This window comes from Erwinia persicina, from assembly GCF_019844095.1.
In the GTDB taxonomy this organism is placed as follows: domain Bacteria; phylum Pseudomonadota; class Gammaproteobacteria; order Enterobacterales; family Enterobacteriaceae; genus Erwinia; species Erwinia persicina.
The window spans coordinates 2589042-2607193 of the sequence record NZ_CP082141.1 but is presented as its reverse complement, the minus strand read 5'-3'; the positions used below and the strand labels follow the sequence as shown (position 1 = coordinate 2607193).

Annotated in this window: 17 protein-coding genes; 7 read left to right on the top strand and 10 right to left on the bottom strand. The window is 57.7% G+C overall.

Going from position 1 to position 18152, the window contains the following annotated elements; translation table 11 throughout:
• Positions 1–30 precede the first annotated feature (30 nt).
• Positions 31–1677, top strand: a complete 1647-nt coding sequence (betA, locus tag K6L24_RS11770; RefSeq protein WP_062743440.1) for a choline dehydrogenase — start codon at positions 31–33, stop codon at positions 1675–1677.
• 94 nt (positions 1678–1771) lie between these two features.
• Here betA and K6L24_RS11765 read toward each other — a convergent pair whose 3' ends face one another.
• The 10 genes from K6L24_RS11765 to ydgT all read right to left on the bottom strand — a co-directional run bounded on the left by K6L24_RS11765 (position 1772) and on the right by ydgT (position 10108).
• The gene (locus K6L24_RS11765) at positions 1772–2407 is read right to left on the bottom strand and encodes a carbonic anhydrase (RefSeq protein WP_062743439.1); all 636 of its coding nucleotides are present in this window, start codon (positions 2405–2407) and stop codon (positions 1772–1774) included.
• A 95-nt stretch (positions 2408–2502) separates the two neighbouring features.
• Positions 2503–3138 (bottom strand): endonuclease III, encoded by a 636-nt coding sequence (gene nth / locus K6L24_RS11760; protein ID WP_062743438.1) that lies wholly within the window; start codon positions 3136–3138, stop codon positions 2503–2505.
• Positions 3135–3836, bottom strand: a complete 702-nt coding sequence (locus K6L24_RS11755) for an electron transport complex subunit E (protein WP_062743437.1) — start codon at positions 3834–3836, stop codon at positions 3135–3137. The genes nth and K6L24_RS11755 overlap by 4 nt, the downstream gene beginning before the upstream one ends.
• A complete protein-coding gene (rsxG, locus tag K6L24_RS11750; protein ID WP_222681492.1) occupies positions 3829–4461 on the bottom strand; it encodes an electron transport complex subunit RsxG in 633 nt (210 codons plus the stop codon). Before rsxG ends, K6L24_RS11755 begins: the two co-directional genes overlap by 8 nt.
• A complete protein-coding gene (gene rsxD / locus K6L24_RS11745) occupies positions 4461–5522 on the bottom strand; it encodes an electron transport complex subunit RsxD (RefSeq protein WP_222681491.1) in 1062 nt (353 codons plus the stop codon). The genes rsxG and rsxD overlap by 1 nt, the downstream gene beginning before the upstream one ends.
• Entirely contained in the window at positions 5523–8063 is a 2541-nt protein-coding gene (gene rsxC / locus K6L24_RS11740) for an electron transport complex subunit RsxC (protein ID WP_222681490.1), read from the bottom strand.
• Positions 8056–8631, bottom strand: coding sequence for an electron transport complex subunit RsxB (rsxB, locus tag K6L24_RS11735; RefSeq protein WP_062743416.1), 576 nt, complete (start codon positions 8629–8631; stop codon positions 8056–8058). The genes rsxC and rsxB overlap by 8 nt, the downstream gene beginning before the upstream one ends.
• Positions 8631–9212 (bottom strand): electron transport complex subunit RsxA, encoded by a 582-nt coding sequence (gene rsxA, locus K6L24_RS11730; RefSeq protein ID WP_062743415.1) that lies wholly within the window; start codon positions 9210–9212, stop codon positions 8631–8633. The genes rsxB and rsxA overlap by 1 nt, the downstream gene beginning before the upstream one ends.
• Positions 9213–9337: 125 nt before the next feature.
• Entirely contained in the window at positions 9338–9814 is a 477-nt protein-coding gene (locus tag K6L24_RS11725; RefSeq protein ID WP_062743414.1) for a DUF2569 domain-containing protein, read from the bottom strand.
• A 78-nt stretch (positions 9815–9892) separates the two neighbouring features.
• Positions 9893–10108 carry a transcription modulator YdgT gene (gene ydgT, locus K6L24_RS11720; protein ID WP_062743413.1) on the bottom strand — a complete coding sequence of 72 codons (216 nt, stop codon included), beginning with the start codon at positions 10106–10108 and terminating at the stop codon, positions 9893–9895.
• A gap of 581 nt (positions 10109–10689) precedes the next feature.
• Between ydgT and ytfQ the strand changes: the two genes are divergently transcribed.
• From ytfQ to K6L24_RS11690, 6 genes are all read left to right on the top strand, one after another.
• Entirely contained in the window at positions 10690–11646 is a 957-nt protein-coding gene (ytfQ, locus tag K6L24_RS11715) for a galactofuranose ABC transporter, galactofuranose-binding protein YtfQ (protein WP_062743412.1), read from the top strand.
• A gap of 51 nt (positions 11647–11697) precedes the next feature.
• Positions 11698–13221 carry a galactofuranose ABC transporter, ATP-binding protein YtfR gene (gene ytfR, locus K6L24_RS11710; RefSeq protein ID WP_118664204.1) on the top strand — a complete coding sequence of 508 codons (1524 nt, stop codon included), beginning with the start codon at positions 11698–11700 and terminating at the stop codon, positions 13219–13221.
• Positions 13214–14233 (top strand): galactofuranose ABC transporter, ATP-binding protein YtfT, encoded by a 1020-nt coding sequence (gene ytfT, locus K6L24_RS11705; RefSeq protein ID WP_062743410.1) that lies wholly within the window; start codon positions 13214–13216, stop codon positions 14231–14233. The genes ytfR and ytfT overlap by 8 nt, the downstream gene beginning before the upstream one ends.
• Positions 14226–15209: a galactofuranose ABC transporter, permease protein YjfF gene (gene yjfF, locus K6L24_RS11700; RefSeq protein ID WP_118664203.1), complete on the top strand. Its 984-nt coding sequence runs from the start codon at positions 14226–14228 to the stop codon at positions 15207–15209. The genes ytfT and yjfF overlap by 8 nt, the downstream gene beginning before the upstream one ends.
• 135 nt (positions 15210–15344) lie before the next feature.
• Positions 15345–15683: a hypothetical protein gene (locus tag K6L24_RS11695; protein WP_062743408.1), complete on the top strand. Its 339-nt coding sequence runs from the start codon at positions 15345–15347 to the stop codon at positions 15681–15683.
• Positions 15684–15764: 81 nt separating this feature from the next.
• Positions 15765–18137, top strand: coding sequence for a phosphoketolase family protein (locus tag K6L24_RS11690; RefSeq protein WP_137268555.1), 2373 nt, complete (start codon positions 15765–15767; stop codon positions 18135–18137).
• Positions 18138–18152 lie beyond the last annotated feature (15 nt).

The window sequence follows — 18152 nt, the reverse complement described above, 5'->3', positions numbered from 1 at the left end:
TTTGCGTCGCGGCCGTTTTCCGGAGGTTTAATGCAGAAATTTGACTATATCATTATTGGGGCGGGTTCCGCAGGCAACGTGCTGGCAACCCGACTGACTGAGGATGCTGACGTATCGGTACTGTTACTGGAAGCAGGCGGTAAAGATCACCGCTGGGACTTCCGTACCCAAATGCCAGCCGCTTTGGCTTATCCACTCCAGGGTAAACGCTATAACTGGGCATTTGAAACCGATCCTGAACCGCACATGGACAACCGCCGCATGGAGTGTGGTCGCGGTAAAGGGCTGGGCGGTTCTTCGCTGATCAACGGCATGTGCTACATTCGCGGTAATGCGATGGACTACGATAACTGGGCCAGTAAGCCGGGTCTGGAAAACTGGTCCTATCTGAACTGCCTGCCGTATTTCCGTCGTGCGGAAAAACGGGACATTGGCGAAAACGACTGGCACGGGGGAGAAGGCTATCTCAGCGTGACCACCCCGAAAGCGGGAAATAATCCGCTGTATCGGGCGTTCATTGATGCGGCGAAGCAGGCCGGACACCATGAAACCGACGACCTGAACGGCTACCGCCAGGACGGTTTTGGCCCGATGGATCGGACGGTGACGGCGAAAGGCCGCCGTTCCAGCACCGCACGCGGCTATCTGGATGTGGCGAAGCAGCGTCAGAACCTGACTATCGTCACCCACGCACAGACCGACCGCATCCTGTTTGAGGGTAAAACCGCCACCGGGGTCACCTGGCTGCGCAACGGCCGGCAGGAAGAGGCTCAGGCGCGCCGGGAAGTGCTGCTGTGCGCCGGTGCCATCAACTCTCCGCAGATCCTGCAACGCTCCGGCGTGGGCCCGGAAGAGTGGCTGCGCGAGCTGGATATTGATGTCGTTCACGCGCTGCCGGGCGTCGGCCGTAACCTGCAGGATCATCTGGAAGTGTATATGCAGTACGGTTGTAAGAAGCCGGTCAGTCTGTATCCGGCCCTGCAGTGGTGGAACCAGCCGGCGATCGGTGCCGAGTGGCTGTTTAACGGAACCGGCGTGGGTGCCAGCAATCAGTTTGAAGCGGGCGGATTTATCCGTAGCGATGACCAGCCCGACTGGCCCGATTTGCAGTATCACTTCCTGCCTGTAGCAATCAACTACAACGGCAGCAGCCCGGTGAAACAGCACGGTTTCCAGGCACACGTGGGGCCCATGCGCTCGATGAGCCGGGGCCGCATCAAGCTGACCTCTAAACACCCGTACGCGGCGCCGTCAATCTTCTTCAACTATATGTCTGAAGAGCGCGACTGGGTAGAGTTCCGTAATGCGGTGCGTCTGACACGTGAAATTATGCGTCAGCCTGCGCTGGCAGAATACTGCGGTGAGGAGCTACAGCCGGGTATTAACGTGCAGAGCGATGAAGAGATTGATGCGTTTATCCGTGAACATGCGGAAACTGCCTATCACCCGTGCGGCAGCTGTGCCATGGGGACGGATGAGATGGCCGTTGTTGATGCAGAAGGGCGTGTCCATGGGATGCACCATCTTCGCGTGGTGGATGCGTCCATTATGCCGCAGATCACCACCGGTAACCTGAATGCTCCGACGGTGATGATTGCCGAGAAAATTTCTGACGCGATCCGTGGCAAAGCCCCGCTGCCACTGTCAGAAGCAGCGTATTATCAGTTACCTCGTTAATGACAGGCGGGCTGACCGGAACGTCAGTTCAGCCCCTGCCATTTCCTGTTACGTCGGGGCGACCGGTTTTTTTGGTCGCCCCGTAATGGCAGAATTATTCGAAGCAGACGTTTGGATTTTCTGACAACAGCACAAACTCTTTACTGTCTTTATCCAGCGCCCGGATAGCCCCGCTTTCAATGTCGTACACCCAGCCATGCAGCCGCAGCGCATTGTTACGCAGGCCCACGGCGACGGAAGGGTGGGTCTTGATGTTGTTCAACTGCGCAATGACATTCTCCTGCACCATCGCATTCACTTTTTCCTCTTCGCTGCTGTAGGTCTTTTTATCGACCACGGCTTTTGCGGCATCGGCATAGTGCAGCCAGTGAGCAACGGCAGGCATGGGATCGAGGCACTGGCAGGTGGCAATCGCCTTCATCGCGCCACAGTTAGAGTGGCCGCAAATCACAATATCCGTCACACCCAGTGCTACCACGGCGTATTCGATGGTGGCGGAAACGCCGCCAGGCTCAGGGCCAAAGGAAGGAACGATGTTACCGGCATTACGGATCACGAAGAGCTGTCCCGGATCCTGCTGGGTCACCAGTTCTGGCACCAGACGGCTGTCGGAGCAGGAGATAAACAACGCTTTAGGATTCTGACTTGACGCAAGGCTGCGGAATAACTCTTTCTGGTGTGGGAAAATGTCTTTCTGGAAGTTAAGAAAACCTTCAATAATATGTTGCATAGCAAACTCTCTATTCTGAATAATGACCGCGACGTGCCGTCATAAAGAGGATAAAAGTATTTTTTTTAAGGGCTTGTGCAGGTATGTCTTAGCGCCTACTCCTCTACTTTAGCATCATATTCGCATAAATCTTCAATCAGGCAGGAGCCACAGCGCGGTTTACGTGCAATACAGGTGTAGCGGCCGTGCAGGATAAACCAGTGGTGACAGTCAACTTTGAACTCTTTTGGCACCACTTTAAGCAGTTTTTCCTCCACCTGCTCCACGTTCTTACCCGGGGCAAAACGGGTACGGTTGCAGACGCGAAAAATATGCGTGTCAACGGCGATAGTCGGCCAGCCAAAGGCGGTATTCAGCACCACGTTAGCGGTTTTCCGCCCCACGCCGGGCAGGGCTTCCAGCGCCTCACGGTTTTCCGGCACTTCGCCGCCGTGCTGCTCCAGCAGAATCCGGCAGGTCTTAATCACGTTCTCCGCCTTGCTGTTAAACAGGCCGATGGTCTTGATATAGGTTTTCAGCCCATCCACACCCAGCGCAAGAAGGGCCGCAGGGGTATTGGCCACGGGGTAAAGCTTTGCCGTGGCCTTATTGACGCTGACGTCTGTGGCCTGTGCGGAGAGCAGAACAGAAATTAACAGCTCGAACGGCGAGGTGAACATCAGCTCTGTCGTGGGATGCGGGTTATTGTCCCGCAACCGGGTTAAAATCTCCTGACGCTTATCCTTATTCACAGTACACCTGTTTTCCCATCCGGTAGCGCCTGCGCCTCTCTTTCGGCTTTCAGGGCGGCACGTTGTTTCATTTTATTATCAATCAGATATTTGGCCGCCAGCAGCATCCCCAGCCCGATAAAGGCCCCGGGCGGCAGCATGGCCAGCAGCATCGGCGAGTCAAAGTGAACCACTTCAATACGCATGGCTTTCGCCCAGGGGCCAAGCAGCAGATCGGCGCCGTTAAATATCGTGCCGTTGCCAATAATTTCGCGAATCGAACCCAGCACCACCATCACGCTGGTGGCCCCCAGACCGATGGCCATGCCGTCCAGCGCCGAAAGCGGTACGCTGCTTTTCGATGCCACCGCCTCTGCGCGGCCCACCACGATACAGTTGGTCACAATCAGTGGAATAAAGATGCCGAGTGACTGATACAGGCCGTAGGCATAGGCATTGATCAACATCTGCACACAGCTCACCACCGCGGCAATAATCATCACATAAATAGGAATGCGGATTTCAGACGGCACCCAGCGGCGCGACAGAGAGATGGCGCTGTTAGTACAGGTCAGCACCAGCGTGGTCGCCAGACCCAGACCCAGGGCATTGGTGGCGGTAGACGTCACCGCCAGCAGCGGGCAGAGCCCCAGCAGTTGCACCAGCGCAGAGTTATTCTTCCACAGCCCGCCGACCAGCAGGGTTTTTGCTTCACTCATTGTCATCTCCACAGGTTGGCAGCGAGGACAGCTGCCCCGGTAAGGTTTCAATATACAGCGTTGTGCGCTTCACCGCATTCACCACCGCTCGCGGAGTAATGGTGGCCCCGGTAAACTGATCAAATTCGCCGCCGTCTTTCTTCACGGCAAACTGACCGTCGTCAGGGCCTTTGACCCGTTTGCCGTTGAAGCTGTTGATCCAGTCAGAAACACGCAGATCAATTTTATCGCCCAGGCCGGGTGTCTCGTGGTGTTCCACCACCCGGGTGCCGTATACCGTCCCGGTAAAACTGGCGCCTACAATCATCTGGATATTTCCCGAATAACCGTCAGGGGCCGTCGTTTCCATCGCTACGGCCACCGGCTTATCCCCTTTACGTGCCAGGTACAGGCGGTGAGGACTGCCGTTACCCAGTGCAGGGTTGCTGACCAGGTAGCACTCCTGCTGAATGGCGTTATCGTACAGCTCCGGCGGCACCACCTGGTCCAGCAGGACTTTTTGCTGAAGCGCGGTCTGATGAGCAATCGTCGGTTTGGTGACGGTATTCACTATGGCCGTCAGGCCGGTAGTGATGGCGGCGAAAACGGCCAGCGTGACACCGTTTTTACGAATGGCATCCAGCATTATTTATCCTTCCGGTGGCCGTAGACGCGCGGCTGCGTGTAGTAGTCAATCAACGGCACGCAGATGTTAGCCAGCAGCACGGCAAACGCCACGCCATCCGGGTAGCCGCCAAAGCTGCGGATCAGCCAGACCAGCAGGCCAATCAGTGCACCGTAGAGCAGGCGACCTTTATTGGTGGTGGATGCGGTCACCGGATCGGTGGCAATAAAGAATGCGCCCAGCATCGTTGCCCCGGAAAGCAGGTGGATCACCGGCGATACTAAACTCTGGGGCGAAATCAGCCAGCCCAGCGTGGCGCAGAATGCCAGGGAAACAAGCATGCTGACCGGAATATGCCAGCGGATACTGCGCGTCATTAGCAGGAAGGCCCCGCCCAGCAGAAAACCCACGTTGACCCACTGCCAGCCCAGCCCGGCCAGCACGCCGCTGTAAATAGGCTGGGCCAGCAGTTGCTCTGCGCTGTGTCCGGCACGCAGGCCGGTTTTGAAGGTATCCAGCGGCGTCGCCTGGCTGATGCCGTCAATGCCTACCTGCAGCTGCTGCATGGTGTGACCGTCCAGCGTATGGAAATGGAAGATTATGCTCAGAGTGTCGCCGAAGCCGGGCGTGATGCCCTGCAAGCTGTCTGGCGGCAGCCAGCTGGTCATCTGCACCGGGAAGGAGATCAGCAGGACCACATACCCGACCATCGCCGGGTTAAACGGATTCTGCCCCAGGCCGCCGTAAAGGTGTTTTGAAATAATCACCGCAAACAGCGTGCCGATCACCACCAACCACCACGGGGCCAGGGAGGGAATGCTGATGCCCAGCAGCAGGGCGGTCAGCAACGCCGAGTTGTCCTTCAGTGTTTCAGCCAGCGGTAGCTTACGCAGCCGCAGGATAGCGGCCTCCGCACCCACGGCGGCCACGGCGGCAATCAGCACCTGAATCAGGTTGCCCCAACCGAAATAGTACCACTGAGCAGCCATGCCGGGCACGGCAGCGAGGAGTACCAGCAGCATAATGGTGCCGGTACTGCGGCGGTTGTGCGTGTAGGGTGAACTTGCAATACGAAAAGCCATTTAATCCTCTTGAGCTGAAGGCTGCTGCGATTGACGCGCTTTTACGCGCGCAATGGCCGCGGCCACCGCTGCTTTACGTGCATCGTCTGAAGCGGCGGGCGCTTCATCATTATCATCGTCGGTTTCCCGGCGCTGCGCGGCTTTCTTCGCTTTGGCGCGGGCGATGGCGGCTTCCACCGCGGCCTTGCGGGCGTCGACCGGCGGTTCGGCAGGCGACGTATCGGATTCGTCGGGTGCACTGCCGCTGGCCTGCGCGGCTTTCTTCGCTTTAGCGCGGGCGATGGCAGCTTCCACCGCGGCCTTGCGCGCGTCGACCGGCGGTTCGGCAGGCGACGTATCGGATTCGTCGGGTGCAGTGGCGCTGGCCTGTGCGGCTTTCTTCGCTTTGGCGCGGGCGATGGCAGCTTCCACTGCGGCTTTGCGCGCGTCGACCGGCGGTTCGGCAGGCGACGTATCGGATTCGTCGGGTGCACTGGCGCTGGCCTGCGCCGCTTTCTTCGCTTTGGCACGGGCGATAGCGGCTTCGACTGCGGCCTTGCGCGCGTCGACCGGCGGTTCGGCAGGCGACGCGTTGGTTTCGGCCGGTGCGGTGGCGCTGGCCTGCGCCGCTTTCTTCGCTTTGGCGCGGGCGATAGCGGCTTCGACTGCGGCCTTGCGCGCGTCGACCGGCGGTTCGGCAGGCGACGCGTTGGTTTCGTCCGGTGCGCTGGCGCTGGCCTGCGCGGCTTTCTTCGCTTTGGCACGGGCGATGGCGGCTTCTACCGCGGCCTTGCGGACGTCGACCGGCGGTTCGGCAGGCGACGTATCGGATTCGGCTGGTGCGCTGGCGCTGGCCTGTGCGGCTTTCTTCGCTTTGGCACGGGCGATAGCGGCTTCCACCGCCGCCTGACGCGGGTCGGTGGCCTGTCGGGTAACCGGTTCATTCACCGCCTGCTGCTCGGCCTGATGCACGCGCGCTTCCGCCCGACGGGCTTCACGCTCCGCCTGTCTGACAGCGCGATCGGCGGTTTCTGCGGCGGACGGATCCGCCTGCTTCGCTTTTACCCTTTCACGTGCAGCGGCAATCGCATCAGCATCGCTGGCAGCAACGCTGCGTTTAGCCTGCTGATGTCTGGCATCGCGCGCCGCTTTTTCGCGCTCAAGGCGCAGCTGGCGCGCTTCAAAACGCCCTTTAGCCAGTGCGGTGCGTTCCGCCTCCAGATCGATGGCCTGAATCTCTGCTTTCTCCTGGCGGTAGTACTGCACCAGCGGGATATTACTCGGACAGACATAGGCACAGGCACCGCACTCAATGCAGTCGGCAATATTATGTTCACGCGCTTTCTCGTGATCGCCTCCGCGACTGTACCAGTAAAGCTGCTGAGGAAGCAGGGCGGCCGGACAGGCATCCGCGCAGGCACTGCAGCGAATGCAGTTCTGTTCAGGTTCGTCCTGGCCCATTTCACTGGCGGCGGGGGCCAGAATACAGTTGGTGATTTTCACTACCGGCACATCCAGCGTCGGCAGAGTAAAGCCCATGAGCGGCCCGCCCATCACCACCATCTGTTCAGCGCCGGGGCTGAACTCTGCCTGCTGCAGCAGATGGCTGATCGGCGTACCCAGGCGTGCCCAGACGTTTCCGGGGCGCGCCACGGCACCGCCGGTCAGCGTGACCACGCGTTCGGTCAGCGCTTCGCCGTCAATCACCGCACGCTTAACGGCAAATGCCGTGCCGACGTTCTGCATCAGCACGCCGATATCGGTTGAGCGACCGCCGTGTGGCACTTCCTTACCGGTGAGAATTTTGGTCAGCTGTTTGGCCCCGCCCGACGGGTATTTGGTCGGGATGACGCGGATCTGCAGGTCAGTATCACTGCCCAGCGCCTGTTTCAGCGCGGCAATCGCCTGAGGTTTGTTGTCTTCGATACCAATGAGCACCTGCTCTGCCTGCAGAATAAACGCCAGAATGCGGCTGCCTTCCAGCACTTCCCGGGCGCAGTCCTGCATCAGTCGGTCATCGGCCGTGATGTAGGGTTCACACTCAGCTGCATTGATAATCAGCGTATTCACGCCGCGCAGGCCGCCCTTCAGCTTGGTGGCGGTCGGGAAACCGGCCCCGCCCAGGCCCGCGACGCCGGCCTGATGAACCTTCTCCACCAGCTCGCTGCGCTCAACGCTGCGATAATCACTGAGTGGACGCTTCTCAACCCAGCGATCCTCTCCGTCCGGCGTCATAAACAGACACATCTCGGCCAGTGCCGACGGGTGAGCCGTCATATGTGGTGCGATTTTCGTTACCGTACCGGAGGTGGGCGCGTGGATCGGCAGCATCCTGCCGCTGCCAAAGGTCAGCGCCTGACCACGCAGAACGCGATCTCCCGGGCGCACGGCCAGTTCGCCTTCCGGGCCGATATGCTGCTTCAGGGGCAGAATAAACTGTGCCGGCAGCGGCAGTTCGCGCAGCGGCGTACCGTTTGACTGGGTTTTCATTTCCGGCGGGTGGATCCCCCCTTTAAAATCCCAGAGGCGGTCTTTTTTTAAGAAATTAAGCAGGTTAAACATGGCTATCTACAGGAATGACCCGCACCGGAATGGTGTTCAGGTCCCATTTCCAGTTGGCAGTTGTGGGAGCAACCGGACGCATCTCAATGCAGTCGGTCGGGCAGGGGGCAACGCACAGATCGCAGCCGGTGCAGACATCGCTTAATACCGTATGCATCGCGCGCGTGGCCCCGACGATAGCATCGACCGGGCAGGCCTGGATGCATTTGGTGCAGCCAATACAGTTGGCTTCATCAATCCAGGCCACCTTACGCTCGGGTTCGCCCGGCATTTCGTCGCCCAGCGGCTGGGGATCGACGTTGAGCAACGCCGCCAGTTTGAGCATGGTCTGCTCTCCGCCGGGGGCGCATTTATTGATCATCTCGCCATTGTTACCCACGGCATCTGCATAGGGGCGGCAGCCGGGATAGCCGCACTGGCCACACTGGCTCTGCGGCAGTATGGCGTCAATCTGCTCAACAATCGGATCTTCTTCCACCTTGAAACGGCGGGAGGCATAGCCCAGCAGGCCACCAAAAATCAGGCTGAGCGCGCTTAATACGGCAACGGCAATCCAGATCGCACTCATCAGAACTTGACCAGTCCGGTAAAGCCCATAAAGGCCAGTGCCATCAGACCGGCAGTCACCAGGGCAATCGACGACCCTTTAAACGGCGCGGGAACATCGGCCAGCACCAGACGTTCGCGAATACCGGCAAACAGCACCATCACCAGCGAAAAACCGAGTGACGCACTGAAACCGTAAAGGGCGGCCTGCAGGAAGGTATGGTTAAGATTGACACTTAACAGCGGCACGCCGAGCACCGCACAGTTGGTGGTGATCAGCGGCAGGAAGATGCCCAGCAGGCGATAGAGGTCGGGGCTGGTTTTTCGCACGACCATCTCGGTGAACTGCACGACGACGGCGATCACCAGGATATAGGCCATGGTGCGCAGGTAAACCAGATCCAGCGGCAGCAGGATCAGATGGTTAACCAGCCACGCACAGATAGAGGCGAGCGTAATGACAAACGTCGTGGCGAGTCCCATGCCAATTGCCGTTTCCAGTTTTTTGGAAACGCCCATAAAGGGACACAGGCCGAGAAACTTCACTAACACGAAGTTATTCACCAGCACGGTGCCAATAAAAAGAAGCAGGTATTCGGTCATTGATACGCCTGAAAAATAGTGAAAGCGGTCTATTATCCGGCATTGCAGCCCTGACCACAACCGCCCAGTCTTAGCGGTTTTTTAATAGCGCACTCACGATTAAATTTTTGACGCTTTTTTCAACATCAGGGCGCGACAAAGGTGTTTTTAACCCGCTGAGAACGCTTGAAATAGGGCACCAGAACGCTGGCGGCCAGCAGCGCGAACAGCAAATTGCGCATCGCCAGCTGATCGGCCACCGGAGAGAAGACAAAGGCCTTCAGCGCCAGGACGACATTCAGCAACAGCCAGATGAGATAATGCCGCGGCAGACGCCTTGAGCGCTGGCAGAAAAGCCAGGTTATCCACGCCGTATAGACCAGCATGATCGCGGACGTGAGCAAAGACGCCCCCCACTGCAGCAGCGCAGGCTCCGGGGAGTGCCAGGATATATTTCGGATGGCCGGTCCGGCCAGTGCGCCGATATACATCGTCATGACCAGTGCCGACGCCAGTAAGGCAATAATCAGCCAGGCCAGCGGGACCAGCAGCCAGCCGGCGATACGTGGTTTAGAATCAACAGGCACGAAGTGTCCTTTTTCAACCGAAAGGGCAAGGCGCATCGCACGGGGCCACACGCATGAGGGAGAGGAGTATACGGATTATCACACTGCAGGTCATCAGGGCGATGACGCTTAAGATCAGACCACGAAGTGCCAGACGGTTTTGGGCACGCAACCCAGATCGAACAGGCGGCCGCCAGAGGCAAGTTCAGCACGACGATGATCGGCTGCCCGGTACATCAGGATAATGTCAGCATCACTGGTGAGAGAATAATTCAAATGGTCAAAAAGTTTTTCCAGACTTTCCAGCGAATTAACTTTACGAAATTTTAACAGATAGTCTTGAACGGTCATTGCAGCCATCCAGTTAGAAATAAAGAGCAGGCAGTATATGATGCAGGGTAAAAGATGCCACTTTGTTTTCATCCCGTCCTGTAAAAATAAGAAAATTCAGTATGAGTTAGCGGCAGAGATAAACACTGATTGCTGCCGGCAACCCGACGCAGAATGCGCACTCGCGTTGCCCGCTTTCTATTCTGCAGGGTTCAGATGATTCTCAAAGGTATTACTCCCTTAAGCTTAAGGGAGCGCGACAGGTCGCGACATTTTAGAATGTGCGATAGATCACATATTCGTAGTTTTCCCTGGCCGGTTACCTATCCAGTCCCGACGACAGAACTTCACGCAGTGCTGTAATCGCTTCCAAATGGTTCTGCCGCAAACGCTTATGTTTATTACACTTATTTAACCTGGTTTTTACTGTAAATACGCGTTTTTTCCATATCACCAATTGTGCTCACAGCCTGTGAGGGTAGCGTAACCTCTTTGAATTATTGAATTTTGTGAGCATTGTCGTAAATGTTTTCCTGCGAATAGGCCAGGCTTATGTGGCTCTTAACCCTATACGATAAAATCCCATCAGAGGAAAAATGATCATGTGGAAGCGTTTACTCTTATCCACCCTTATCGGAGCCAGCCTGTCTGCACCTGCGCTGGCCGAATCAATGACCGTCGGATTCTCACAGGTTGGCTCGGAATCAGGCTGGCGCGCAGCAGAAACCAGCGTGGCAAAAAGTGAAGCTCAGAAACGGGGTATTACGCTGAAAATCGCGGACGGCCAGCAAAAACAAGAGAACCAAATCAAAGCAGTGCGCTCGTTTATCGCGCAAGGGGTCGATGCGATATTCATCGCACCTGTCGTTCAGACAGGGTGGGAACCGGTGCTCTCTGAAGCTAAAGACGCCAAAATTCCGGTCTTCCTGCTGGATCGCGCCATCGTGGTCAAAGACAAATCCCTCTACCAGGCCGTGGTGACAGCGGATAACGTCTATGAAGGCAAGCTTATTGGCGACTGGCTGGTGAAACATCAGGCCGGCAAACCCTGTAACGTGGTGGAACTGCAGGGAACCGTCGGGGCCAGTGTGGCTATCGATCGTAAAAAAGGGTTTGCGGAAGCCATTGCCAATACACCCAATATTAAAGTCATTCGCTCACAGTCCGGTGACTTTACCCGCAGCAAGGGTAAAGAAGTGATGGAAAGTTTTATTAAGGCGGAAAACAACGGCAAGAATATTTGTATGGTTTACGCACATAACGATGATATGGCGATCGGGGCTATTCAGGCGATAAAAGAGGCCGGACTTAAACCGGGTAAAGATATTTTAACCGGATCCATTGATGGCGTGCCGGATATCTATAAAGCAATGCTGGCCGGAGAAGCTAACGCCAACGTGGAACTGACGCCAAATATGGCTGGCCCGGCGTTTGATGCACTGGAAAAACTGAAAAAAGACGGCACCATGCCGCCAAAAATTATCAAAACGGAAACCCGACTGTTCCTGCCAGCCGATGCGCAGGCGCAGCTAGATACCAAAAAAGGAATGGGTTACTGATCCCCGCGCCGCCCCGCCCGGGGCGGTTACCTATTTGTCTGAGGCACGCGTATGACCATCGAAACCTCTACGCCTGCGTTGCTGACCATCAGCAACGTCAGCAAATCCTTTCCCGGCGTCCGGGCGCTGGACAATGTCTCGTTTGACCTGCGCGCTGGCGAAATAATGGCATTACTTGGGGAGAACGGGGCGGGGAAATCCACGCTGATCAAGGTGCTGACCGGCGTTTATCAGCGTGATGGCGGTACCCTGATGCTCGGCGGACAGAATATTCATCCGCGCAATACGGCCGAGGCGCAGCAGCTGGGCATTGGCACGGTGTATCAGGAAGTGAATCTGCTGCCGAATATGTCTGTTGCTGACAATCTGTTTATTGGCCGTGAGCCTAAGCGTTTTGGCCTGATTGATCGTAAGACTCTGAATAAGCGGGCGGTAAAACTGCTGGCAGATTACGGTTTTGAAATGGATGTCACCCGACCACTGGGACAGTACTCGGTGGCCATGCAGCAAATCATTGCTATCTGCCGGGCGGTCGATCTGTCGGCAAAAGTACTGATCCTTGACGAACCGACCGCCAGTCTCGATGCCAGCGAAGTCACCATGCTGTTCACGCTGATGGAACAGCTGAAGGCCAAAGGCATGGGGCTGATTTTTGTCACTCACTTCCTCGACCAGGTTTACCGCGTGACGGACCGCATTACCGTGCTGCGCAACGGGCAGTTTATCGCCACGCGCGACACGCAAAGCCTGCCACAGATCGAACTGATTAAACTGATGCTGGGACGTGAACTGCTGGAAACCGCACTGCAACGCGCGGGCAGCACGTTGAAAAGCCATCAGCCGGTGGTGGAATTTAAAGACTATGGCAAGAAAGGGACGATTGAACCCTTCAGCCTCAGTGTGCGCCCCGGTGAGGCCGTCGGACTGGCGGGCCTGCTGGGTTCCGGGCGTACGGAGACCGCAGAACTGCTGTTTGGCATTAAACGGGCCGACAGCGGCCGTGCCTTCATCAAGGGAAAGCCTCAGACCATTCGCTCACCTGCCCAGGCCTCGCGGCTGGGGATGGGCTTCTGTCCGGAAGATCGTAAAACGGACGGTATTATCGGTGCCGCTTCCGTGCGGGAAAATATCATTCTGGCGTTGCAGGCCCAGCGCGGCTGGCTGCGTCCGATCCCGAAGCGAGAACAGCAGCAGGTGGCAGACCGCTTTATCAAAAGCCTCGGCATCCGTACCCCGGATGCAGAACAGCCGGTGGAACTCCTTTCCGGCGGCAATCAGCAAAAAGTCCTGCTGTCGCGCTGGCTGGTGACAAAGCCCCAGTTCCTGATCCTGGATGAGCCGACACGCGGTATCGACGTCGGGGCCCACGCCGAGATCATCCGCCTGATTGAAACCCTGTGCGCCGACGGTCTGGCGCTGCTGGTGATCTCCTCAGAGCTGGAGGAACTGGTCGGCTATGCCGATCGCGTGGTGATCCTGCGCGATCGGCAGCAGGTGGCTGAAATACCACTGGAACAGCTCTCCGTCGCGGCGATCGTGAATGCGATAGCCGCAGGGGGAGAACAACATGCCTGAATCGCATCTGATGGCGGGGAAATCACCGATGTTAAAACGAAAACTACCGCCCGGTTTACCGCAGATTGGCGCACTGCTGCTGGTGCTGCTGATTGACAGCCTGGTGGCGAATAACTTCTTTGCCATCCACTTGCAGGATGGACGTCTGTTCGGTAGCCCGATTGATATTCTGAACCGCGCGGCCCCGGTGGCGATTCTGGCGATTGGTATGACGCTGGTGATTGCCACCGGGGGGATTGACCTGTCGGTAGGGGCGGTGATGGCCATTGCCGGGGCTACTGCCGCCACCCTGACCGTTGCCGGGCACAGCCTGCCGGTGATCATCCTGGTGACGCTCGGTAGCGGCATCCTCTGCGGGCTGTGGAACGGCGTGCTGGTGGCACTGCTGAAAATCCAGCCCTTTGTGGCCACGCTGATCCTGATGGTGGCGGGGCGCGGTATTGCGCAGCTGATTACTCAGGGGCAGATTGTCACCTTCGACAGCGATGCCCTGGCACGTCTGGGCAGCGGGACGCTCCTGCTGTTGCCAGTACCGGTATGGATCACCCTCGCGCTGGCACTGCTGGTGTGGCTGCTGACGCGTAAAACCGCGCTGGGCATGTTTATCGAGGCGGTCGGCATCAACCTGCGCGCAGCACGCAATGCGGGCGTCAATGGCTGGCTGGTGGTGATGAGCACGTACGTATTAAGCGGACTGTGCGCGGCAGTGGCCGGGCTGATCGTCGCTGCAGATATTCGCGGTGCCGACGCCAACAATGCCGGGCTGTGGCTGGAGCTGGATGCCATCCTTGCCGTGGTTATCGGCGGGGCGTCGCTGATGGGGGGGCGTTTTAACCTGATGCTGTCGTTGATCGGCGCGCTGATTATCCAGGCCATGAACACCGGGATTTTACTCTCCGGTTTCCCCCCCGAACTGAATCAGGTGGTGAAGGCGGTGGTCGTGATGCTGGTTCTGTTGCTGCAGTCTCCACGCTTTATTCAACTGTTCAAACGAGGGCATCGCCGTGATTAAACGCCATCTGCCGTTAATGATCACCCTGCTGGTGTTTGTCGCAGGTTATCTGTTCTGCCTCAGCCAGTATCCTGGCTTTGCATCCACGCGGGTGATTGCCAATATTCTGACGGATAATGCCTTTCTGGGCATTATCGCCGTCGGGATGACCTTTGTGATCCTCTCCGGCGGCATCGATCTGTCGGTGGGCGCGGTCATTGCCTTTACCGGGGTGTTTCTGGCGCGTCTGATTGGCGACTTCCACGTTGACCCCTGGCTGGCATTTGCCCTGGTGATGACCCTGGGCACGGCGTTCGGGGCCTTTATGGGCTGGCTGATCGATGCGCTGAAGATCCCGGCATTTATTATTACCCTGGCCGGTATGTTCTTCCTGCGCGGCTGCAGTTATCTGGTAGCGGAAAGCTCCTTACCTATCGACCACCCGCTGTATACCACGCTGTCATCGATGGCGTGGAAAATTCCCGGCGGCGGGCGGCTGAGTCTGCTGGCGGTGATTATGCTGGCGGTCGTGGCACTGGGCATTTTACTGGCGCACCGCAGCCGTTTTGGTAATCAGGTGTATGCCATCGGTGGGAATGCGACCTCTGCCCGCCTGATGGGCATCTCCACCCGCAGTACCACGGTGCGTATCTATATGCTCTCTTCAGGGCTGGCGACGCTGGCCGGTATTGTGTTCTCCATCTACACCTCTGCAGGCTATGCGCTGGCAGGAATGGGCGTGGAGCTGGATGCCATCGCCTCGGTGGTGATCGGCGGTACGCTGTTGTCTGGCGGGGTCGGCACCGTACTGGGTACGCTGTTCGGTGTGCTGATTCAGGGGCTGATCCAGACGTGGATTAACTTTGACGGCACCCTGAGTTCCTGGTGGACCAAAATTGCCATTGGCGTGCTGCTGTTTGCGTTTATTGCGCTGCAGCGCCTGCTGACGGTGATGTGGGATCGCCAGCAAAATGCGCCGGTCAAGCGGCTGGTCTGATGTCAGACGGAGCGAGCCGGCCTTGGGGCCGGCTCGCTCCGTTCCCCCGGCGGCGGCGCAACTGTTGCCCGGAGCGGACGGCCAGCAAAAGCGGTTTATCTCTTCTATCCTTACTCTTTTAGGTAAGGAGCCATTATGAAAATCATTCTGCTTTTATCCACACTGATGATAGCGGGCACAGCCATCGCGGCTGAGACAGGCACCCCCTCTGAGGAGGCCCGCTATGTCAGCCTGCTGTGTACCACCGCGTCTGCCCAGCCGGACGCTTCCCGTGACGCCTACCTGCAACAGCTCAACGATATGCACATGCGCAGTCACTCTTCTTCCTCGCTGAATAAAACCGATTTTGACAGCGAGGTGGCCGGGAAGGTCGTTGACGGCTGGCTGGCGCTCTCGCCGGAACAGCGTCGCCAGGCTAACACGCCGGCGGGCTGCGAAAAAGCCTTAGGTGAGCAGTTGAAAACGGCGGACTAATCACCCTGGCGAACCCGCCCCCATGACAGACAACGCAGGAATAACAACACAGGAATCAGCGAATCAAGAGGAGAATATCGCGTGGCAGACTCTCTCACTGACAGCGAATGCATATTAATCGATCGCTACTGGCGGGCAGCCAATTACCTTTCTGTAGGCCAGATTTATTTAATGGATAACCCGCTTCTGCGCGAACCGCTGAAGCCGGAGCACATCAAGCCAAGACTGCTGGGCCACTGGGGGACGACACCCGGTCTGAATTTTATCTATGTCCATCTCAACCGCATCATTCGCCAGCGCAAGCTGAACTTACTCTATGTCTGCGGGCCGGGACACGGGGGGCCTGGGATGGTGGCTAACACCTGGCTGGAAGGCAGCTACAGCGAAATTTATCCTGACGTGAGCCAGGACATCGCCGGCATGAAACGGCTGTTCAAGCAGTTTTCCTTTCCGGGAGGGATACCCAGCCATGCGGCGGCAGAAACCCCGGGTTCGATTAACGAAGGCGGAGAGCTGGGCTACTCGCTGGCGCACGCCTTCGGTGCCGCATTCGACCATCCCGAGCTGATTGTTCCGTGCATTATTGGCGATGGGGAGGCGGAAACCGGGCCGCTCTCTGCCAGCTGGCAAAGCCTGAAATTCCTTAATCCACAGCGTGACGGGGCGGTACTGCCGATACTGCACGTGAACGGCTATAAGATTGCCAATCCTACCCTGTCCGGACGCACCAGCGATGAAGAACTGGTCCACCTCTACCGGGCCATGGGCTATGCACCGCGCGTGGTGACAGGCAGTGATCCGGCATTGATGCACACGCAGATGGCGATGGTGCTGGATCAGGCCTTCGACGAGATTGCGGCGATCCAGCGGCAGTACCGTCAGGAAAAACCGCCGGCCGGAGTGCCACGCTGGCCGATGATTCTGTTACGTAGCCCGAAGGGATGGACCGGGCCCAAAAGTGTCGACGGTAAGAAAGTGGAAGATTTCTGGCGGGCTCACCAGGTGCCGGTCTCAGGCTGTCGTGAAAACGATGAACATCGACGCATCCTTGAACAGTGGCTGAAAAGTTATCAGCCGGAAAAGCTGTTTGATGCCAGCGGACGTTTACGCCCTGAACTGCAGGCCCTTGCCCCGCAGGGCGACTGGCGCATGGGAGCCAGTCCCTGGGCGAACGGCGGCAGGCTGAGGCAGCCCTTAAACACGCCTGATATTCGCGCGTTCTCGCTGGACGTGTCCACCCCCGGCGCGATACAGGGGCAGGCGACGGAGCAGCTGGGTCATTATCTGCGCGAGATTGTGCAGAAAAATCCCAATAATTTCCTGATTTTTGGGCCGGATGAAACCGCCTCTAACCGGCTGAGTCCGGTGTTTGAGGTGACCGCACGCCGCTGGATGGGCGAACGCGAACCCTATGACGAGCAGCTGGCCCCGGATGGTCGGGTACTGGAAGTCCTCAGTGAGCATCTTTGCCAGGGGTGGCTGGAAGGGTATCTGCTGAGCGGCCGGCACGGGCTGTTCAACTGTTACGAAGCCTTTATTCACATTATCGATTCAATGTTTAACCAGCATGCAAAATGGCTGAAGGTGTCACGCAAGCTTCCCTGGCGGGCACCGATCGCCTCGCTGAATTATCTGCTCTCATCACACGTGTGGCGTCAGGATCATAATGGCTACAGTCACCAGGATCCGGGCTTTATCGATCACGTGGCGAATAAGAAAGCCGACATCGTCCGGGTCTATTTACCGCCGGATGCCAATACCCTGCTGTGGGTGGGCGATCACTGTCTGAAAACCTGGGATCGCATCAACGTCATTGTCGCAGGTAAGCAGCCCTCGCCGCAGTGGCTGGATCGCGACAGCGCGGCAAAACATTGCGAAGCCGGAATGGGGATATGGTCCTGGGCGGGCAATACGGATGACGATACCAGCCCTGACGTGGTGATGGCCTGCGCCGGGGATGTTCCCACCATTGAAACGCTGGCGGCCGTGCAACTGTTACGCGATCTGGTTCCTGAGCTGAACGTCCGCGTGGTGAACGTGGTAGATCTGATGGCACTGCAGACCCAGGAGCAGCACCCGCACGGTAAACCGGAACCGGCGTTTGAAGCGCTGTTCACGGCGGATAAACCAATCATCTTTGCTTTTCACGGATATCCCAGCCTGATCCACCGGCTGACGTATCAGCGGCGAAATCATCAGAATTTTCACGTACAGGGATTCAGCGAGGAGGGCACCACCACCACACCGTTTGATATGACCGTGCTTAATAAACTGGATCGCTATCATCTGGCGCTGGCGGCCATCACACATGTTCCCCATCTGGCCGCCACTCAGGGTCACGTTATCGACACCTTGCAGGCCCGTCTGGCGTATCACCATGATTATGTGCGGGAACACGGTGAAGACATGCCGGAAGTCAGCCAGTGGCGTTGGGGGCAGGGTAACCCAGAGTAAGAGGAGAAAACGCCC